At 64.0% G+C, this 6,000-nt stretch carries 6 protein-coding genes; 1 reads left to right on the top strand and 5 read right to left on the bottom strand.

Going from position 1 to position 6,000, the window contains the following annotated elements; all coding sequences use genetic code 11:
• Positions 1 to 54: 54 nt before the first annotated feature.
• The 5 genes from IE158_RS11340 to IE158_RS11320 form a co-directional block, all read right to left on the bottom strand.
• Complete coding sequence (locus IE158_RS11340; RefSeq protein ID WP_189643820.1) at positions 55 to 636, bottom strand: hypothetical protein; 582 nt, start codon at positions 634 to 636, stop codon at positions 55 to 57.
• Positions 637 to 825: 189 nt separating this feature from the next.
• The gene (gene holA / locus IE158_RS11335; RefSeq protein ID WP_189643819.1) at positions 826 to 1,734 is read right to left on the bottom strand and encodes a DNA polymerase III subunit delta; all 909 of its coding nucleotides are present in this window, start codon (positions 1,732 to 1,734) and stop codon (positions 826 to 828) included.
• Between the two features lie 90 nt (positions 1,735 to 1,824).
• On the bottom strand, positions 1,825 to 2,379 hold the full coding sequence (locus tag IE158_RS11330; protein WP_189643818.1) for a hypothetical protein: 555 nt from the start codon (positions 2,377 to 2,379) through the stop codon (positions 1,825 to 1,827).
• A 192-nt stretch (positions 2,380 to 2,571) separates the two neighbouring features.
• Positions 2,572 to 4,854, bottom strand: coding sequence for a protein translocase subunit SecD (secD, locus tag IE158_RS11325; protein WP_189643817.1), 2,283 nt, complete (start codon positions 4,852 to 4,854; stop codon positions 2,572 to 2,574).
• 59 nt (positions 4,855 to 4,913) lie between these two features.
• Positions 4,914 to 5,336, bottom strand: a complete 423-nt coding sequence (locus IE158_RS11320) for a hypothetical protein (RefSeq protein WP_189643816.1) — start codon at positions 5,334 to 5,336, stop codon at positions 4,914 to 4,916.
• Positions 5,337 to 5,444: 108 nt separating this feature from the next.
• Between IE158_RS11320 and IE158_RS11315 the strand changes: the two genes are divergently transcribed.
• Positions 5,445 to 5,954: a hypothetical protein gene (locus IE158_RS11315; RefSeq protein ID WP_189643815.1), complete on the top strand. Its 510-nt coding sequence runs from the start codon at positions 5,445 to 5,447 to the stop codon at positions 5,952 to 5,954.
• The last annotated feature ends 46 nt before the right edge of the window (positions 5,955 to 6,000 follow it).

Raw genomic sequence — 6,000 nt, 5'->3', positions numbered from 1 at the left:
TGATGGGGCCGTCTGTTGGTTTTTGCCGTCTGGAACGAGGTCAAACTGAAGTTGTCACCTACTGAGGTAAATGGTCAGCTCTTGACTGGTAGGTCCCAGCACAAGCAAAGGTTTTTCCTGAAAAGAGCGATTATAGATATTGAGCGTATAGCTGGAGGCGTCGCCTCCGCCTGATGACCTGACAATCCAGGCATTTTTCCGACTTGCTCCCCCAGGATAAAACGCAGGATCAATGGCCAGGCCGATACCTGAACCACTACCATTCGATTGCAGCTCTTGATAATCCCCGCCTACAGAGTTCAAGACCCGTATGAAACTTGGATAGACACCGCCGGTGCTGGCCCGTAAATTGGCCGAAATAACATCGCCTGCATTGGTCACCTCCAGCTCTGGGCCGAACTGCTGGTAGCCCTCATACAGTTTCTCGCCCGTCCAGGCTGGCAGTGACGACGCCTGAGCCTTAAGGCGGTTCGTCTGAGCTGGAAAGTCGGTCAGCGCGGGCAGCTGGACCTGCACATCAGGAACACGGCGGGCCTCGGGCTGGGGCGCGGGTGTCCCTTCAGGTGTGGGCATAGGAGTGCCACCACAGCCAGCCAGTAAACCTGCCGTACAAAGCATGAAACTCAGTTTCTTCATAAGATCTCCATCAAACACATGAGTGAGAAAAGTGTTAGGGCCTGAGTCCGGTGTAAAAGTATTAGGCTTCCCGGCTATATTCTCATGAAGCAAAACACAATCGCCTTCTAGGGGGGCTCTGACCTTCTCATCAGCCTGGGGCAGAAGCGGGGACGGCCTGACCCGTGACCGGATATCCCGCCAGGTGGCTTAGCGGCTCAGCTCAATCATCAGCCGCTGCAAGGTCCGCGCCGGGTCGTGGCCGCGCTTGAGGTCCAGGTCCGCCTGAGCGATGCGCCCCAGGTGGCGGCGGATTTTGGCCTCATCCAAGCGGCGGGCCACCGCCAGGGCTTTTTTGACTGGGTAGGGTTTGGCCCCTAGGCGGCTGGCGGCGGCGTTCTCATTGACCGGGCCGCCTGCTTCGGCGATCAGGCCCACGCAGCGGGCGACCAGGCTGTACTGCCACACCACCGCGCCCAGCAAGCGAAAGGGATCTTCACCGCCGCGCAGCAGCCGCCCCAGCTGCTCAAGCGCAGGCGCGGGCCGCCCTGCGGTGGCCGCGTCCAGCATGGCGAACGAGTCACCGGCCCGCTCGCGTCCCACCACCCCCTGCACAGTGGCTTCGTCCAGCCGGGTGCCAGCGGGCAGAAACTCCAGTTTGTTCAGTTCACCGGCAATGCCGGTCAGGTCGGTGCCAAAGACATCGGCCAGGTAGGCGGCAGCATCTTTTTCCAGCTTGAGCCCTTGCCTCTTGGCGTAGGGCACCAGCCAGCCCAGCACGTCACCGGGGCGCTGCGGATTGGGACTGCGGACCAGCTCACCGTGCGCCTCATAGACTTTGGCGCGGGTGGGCGGGGCGGTCACGTCCAGCACCAACGCGGGTGCGGCGGCCCCCGCCAGTAACTCCATCAGCTCCTTGCCTGGCTTGACTCCGCTCAGGTCCACAATCACGCCGCCTCCACCGAATAGGCTGGGGGCCAGCAGCGGCTCCAGCGTCTGTGGCGTCACCTCGTCGCCGCTCAGCCGGGTCAGCTCGGCGCGGTTGATGCCGCGCTGCTCAGCCCAGTCGTGCAGCGCCAATTCGGCCAGAAAAGGATGTCCACTAAAGGCGGCCAGCATAGGGGGCAGGATACAGGGTCAGGGAAAGCAAAAAGCGGAAGGCAACGGTATTTCGTCTGCCCTCCGCTTTTATTCCTTCTCTCTTTTTGCTTAGCGAATCACCTGAATCGAGTTCACTAGGTTGCGCACGGCGGTTTCGTTGGCCTTGTAGCCTTCGGTGGTGCTGTCAATGGTCACGACCATCGGGCGGTTGCCTACTGAAGTCATCAGCTGCTCCAAGCGGCGCTCGGCACCGTTCTTGCCGGGCAGGGTCATCACGAACTGTGCCCACTGGTTGCCCCCGGCACGCACGATGTCGGCATTCAGGGTCTTGATACCGGGCAGCTGGCGGCGCAGCACGCTAGGGTACTGGGTCAGCAGCGCCGTGATTTCGTTGGGGCGCAGCGCCGAGTTGCGGTATTCCAGCGAAATGGTCACTTTGCGGTCGCGGGTCACAAACACGGCGTCGGGGCGGGTGGCAGCGTTCTGAAAAGCGCGGGCAATCCCGGCTTCGCTCAGAATCAGAAAGCGGTTGTCCTTTTGGATGCTGACGGGCAAGCCGGTGCTCTGGCGGGCGGCGGCCTGGCTGGTCGTCTGGGCCAGGGCAGAGGTGCCCAGCGCAGCGCCCAGTGCGGCAGCGGTCATCACGATATGACTGACTTTCATGTTTCACAGCTTAACGGCTGAGGCTGACGCCGGGGTGAAGTGGTGATGAGGGGCCTGGCAAGCGCATTGGCAAGTGCACTGGCAAGCGCACTCAGCCCACAAACACCCTGCACTCAAAAAAACCCCTGCACTCAAAAACCCCGCGCTGGCAGCCAGGCGCGGGGCGAGGGGGGCGGAGAAAGGGGACGCGGCTCAGGCCACAGGCTCAGGCTGGGCCGTGCGGGGCTGGCGTCGCTCGTTCCAGAACACCACCAGCGGGGCCACGATGTAAATGCTGGAATAGGTGCCCACGATGATACCGATCAGGAGAATCAGGCTAAAGTCGCGCAGCACTGGCCCGCCCCAGATCAGCAGGGCGATCAGCGGCAGCATGGTGCTCAGCGAGGTCATCACGGTGCGCGACAGGGTCTGGTTGATCGAGGCATTCACGATGTCGCGGTAACTCTGGCCGCGCATTGAGCGCAGGTTCTCGCGGATGCGGTCCGAGATAATGATCGAGTCGTTGAGCGAGTAGCCGATCAATGTCAGGATGGCCGCCACGGTGGAGATGTTGAACTCCAGGCCCAGCAGCGCGTAGATGCCTACTGCGATGGCCACGTCGTGTATGGTTGCCAGGATGGAACCCAGGCCCATCACTAGGTCAAAGCGGAACCACACGTAGATCAGAATGCCGGTCAGGCCCAGCAGCATGGCGTAGATGGTGTTGCGGGTCAGCTCTGCGCCTACGGTGGGGCCGACTGTCTCGCTGCTCTGCACTTCGCCGCCACTCAGGCTGGCCAGTTGCTGACCAACCGCGCTCACCTGCTCGGCGGTCAGTTCGGGCACCTTGATGGTGTACTGCTGGCCTTCGGTGCCCGGCACGATGTCCTGCTGAATGACGGTGTTCTGCGGAGTGACCTGCTCGGCGCCGGCGGCCACTATCTGCGCGCGAATCTGCTCGGGGGTCACGCCGTCCGCAAAGCGGGCGGTGACCGTGGTTCCAGAGCGGAAATCCACCCCGTAGTTCAGGCCCTGCGTCGCCACGTAGGCGATGCCGCCCAGGGCCAGTAGGCCGCTCACGGCGCTGATCAGGGCGGCGGGCTTCATGAAGTTGATACGCGGCTCAGTGATCCACTGCGGAGCACTGAGGTTGGGAAAGCGCTGCGCCAGCCAGCTCATCATCCACTTGGCGAACACCAGGTTGGAGAAGGTCGAAGCCAGCGTACCGGCGATTACGGCGACCGCGAAGCCGCGCACCGGGCCGCTGGAAAACTGGTACAGGGCAAAGGCACTGATCAGGTGGGTGGCGTTCACGTCCAGGATGGTCAGGGTCGAGTGCTCATACGCTTTGGCGATGGCTTGGCGTACGCCTTTGCCGCGTCGGCGCTCCTCTTTGAAACGCTCGAAGGAAATCACGTTGCCGTCCACTGCCGCGCCGATGGTCAGCACCAGACCGGCGATGCCCGGCAGCGTCAGCGTGGAGCCAAAGCCGCCCAGCAGGCCCATCAGGATGGCCGCCGAGAACAGCAGACCCAGGGCACCGACCAGGCCCAGCCAGGGGCCGTAGTACAGGAACAGCAGCACGAACACGGCGCCCAGGCCAATCAGACCAGCCGTCATACCGCTCTGAATGGCGTCGGCGCCCAGGCTGGGGCCGATAGAGCGCTCGGCAGCGGTCTGCACCTGAATCGGCAGCGAACCGCTTTCCAGCACCAGCGCCAGTTGGCTGGCCTCGTCAGCATCAAAGTCGCCGGTGATTTGCACGCCGCGGAACAGCTGCTGGTTGATGGTGGCGACCGACTGAATCTGGTCGTCCAGCACAATCGCCATCAGCTTGCCGACGTTGGGGCCGGTGAACTCACCGAACTTTTTGGCGCCTTCTTCGGTGTTGTCGAAGGCCACCACCCAGCGACCGGACGGGTCGGTGGTAGCGCGGGCGTCGGCGATAATCTCACCGGTGGCCTGCGCTGGGCCGAGGTCGTCCAGAGTGTAGCCGCCCGTTTCGGGCTTCTCGGCAGCCAGGGTGCTGTCAGGCGTCACGCCATCCTTGACGATGCGGAACTCCAGCCGGGCGGTCTGCCCGATCACATCGCGGACCTGCTGCTGAATCTCCGGCGTTGCGCCGGGAGCCTCGACCACCACGCGGTCATTGCTCGTCACAGTGACGGTGGGCTCCGCCACGCCCAGAGCGTCCACCCGGTTCTCCACGATGGTCTTGACCTTGTCCAGGTCTTCGCGGGTGTAGTCCTTTGTGGTGGGCTCCAGCTCAATGCGCAGGCCGCCGCGCAGGTCCAGGCCCAATGTCACAGCCTGATACTCGTCGTTGTACAGCTGCGTGGGGGTGTCTGGGTGTTGCCAGGGCCGCCAGATGAAAGCCAGGGCGGTCAGAAAGGTGACCAGCAGCAGCAGGCCCGTCCAGGGACTGGGCCGGTTGGCGATGGGCACCGCGCCGCGCCGGGGTCGGCGCTGACGCTGATTGGGGTTGTTGAAGGTCAAAAGCAGTTCTCCTGTAGAGGTCGGGAAGTCATGAGGTTAGAGGCCAGGTGTGCCGCCCCCTAGCCGCCTTCCAGCTGCCGTTTGCCCCAGTGGGCCAGGCGCTGCGGGGTAGGGAGGTCCAGGGCCAAAACAGTGAGCAGCGGCAGGATATGCAGGCCACTGGGCAGCTCGGGCCTGCCGGGGGGCAGGTCAGGCCACGGCTGCGGGGGCTGGCCTTCTTTCAGGTGCCGCCCCGGCAGGGCGCTGCTGCGTTCGAGGGTGGGCAGTTCAGCCTGCTGCAGCTGTTCTGGGGGCAAGTTCTGCGCCGCTTCTCTTGGGGCCGGAGCCGACAGCCCCAGCAGCGCGGCCAGCATGACCAGCCACGGCCCCAGCGCCGCCAGACGTGTAGCCCCTTCCGACTGCGGCCCGGCCCGCCCGAAAGACGCCCGGCCAGTCAGGGCCGAACGCAGGTGCAGCAGGAAGTGGAGCGGGTCGTGGGACATAGATCAGGTGGGTGGCACATGGCCCACTTGGGCCAAAGAATCCTGCCCAAGCTAGCAGACGCCAGCGCAGCGGCGCGCGCTGCGGGGCATGCGTGCGAGGATAGCGGCATGAGCAAACGCCAATCTGACCGCGCTGACCTTCCGCCCAATCACCTGGCCTGGCTGTACGCCCTGCTCAACGAGTCCAGCTTCGACCCGTGGGAGAGTGTGGACCGCGCCTTTGAGCAGGCCCTAGACAGAGCGCCGGACGCCCCTGGGCAGGCGCTGGCCCTGGAGCGGCTGCGGCACATTCTGGACACCAAGCGTGCCTACTGGGGCGCAGTGGCCCGTGCGCTGCAATTAGAGCTGGACCCGCCGCATTATTTGCCGGAATTGCTGCGGTGGGAGCTCACCACGCTGGGGAGCCTTTCTGAGCAGCAGTTGGCCCAGCCGCTGGACTACGCGGGCCGCCGCTTCAGCGTGGCGGGTTTGCTGCGGCTGAACGCCCGGCATTCGTCCTGGCATGCCGGGCAGGTGGCGCTGCTGTGTGGGGCCGCAGGTGACCTGTCTCTAAACCCAACTGCACCCAATAACCTAGCCACATCCAACAACCCAGTCACACCGACCCCGGAAAAGTAAGCGTTCACAGTCGCCTCAGCGCGCCTAGAGAGGCCGAGCGCTGTGG

Origin of the sequence: Deinococcus piscis (genome assembly GCF_014653275.1) — a bacterium.
Classification (GTDB): Bacteria; Deinococcota; Deinococci; order Deinococcales; family Deinococcaceae; genus Deinococcus; species Deinococcus piscis.
This window is presented reverse-complemented; position numbering and strand designations above follow the sequence as displayed.

Coding starts and splice junctions, on each gene's coding strand:
- IE158_RS11340 (WP_189643820.1), bottom strand. CDS start 636: ATGAAGAAACTGAGTTTCATGCTTTGTACGGCAGGTTTACTGGCTGGC.
- holA (WP_189643819.1), bottom strand. CDS start 1,734: ATGCTGGCCGCCTTTAGTGGACATCCTTTTCTGGCCGAATTGGCGCTG.
- IE158_RS11330 (WP_189643818.1), bottom strand. CDS start 2,379: ATGAAAGTCAGTCATATCGTGATGACCGCTGCCGCACTGGGCGCTGCG.
- IE158_RS11320 (WP_189643816.1), bottom strand. CDS start 5,336: ATGTCCCACGACCCGCTCCACTTCCTGCTGCACCTGCGTTCGGCCCTG.
- IE158_RS11315 (WP_189643815.1), top strand. CDS start 5,445: ATGAGCAAACGCCAATCTGACCGCGCTGACCTTCCGCCCAATCACCTG.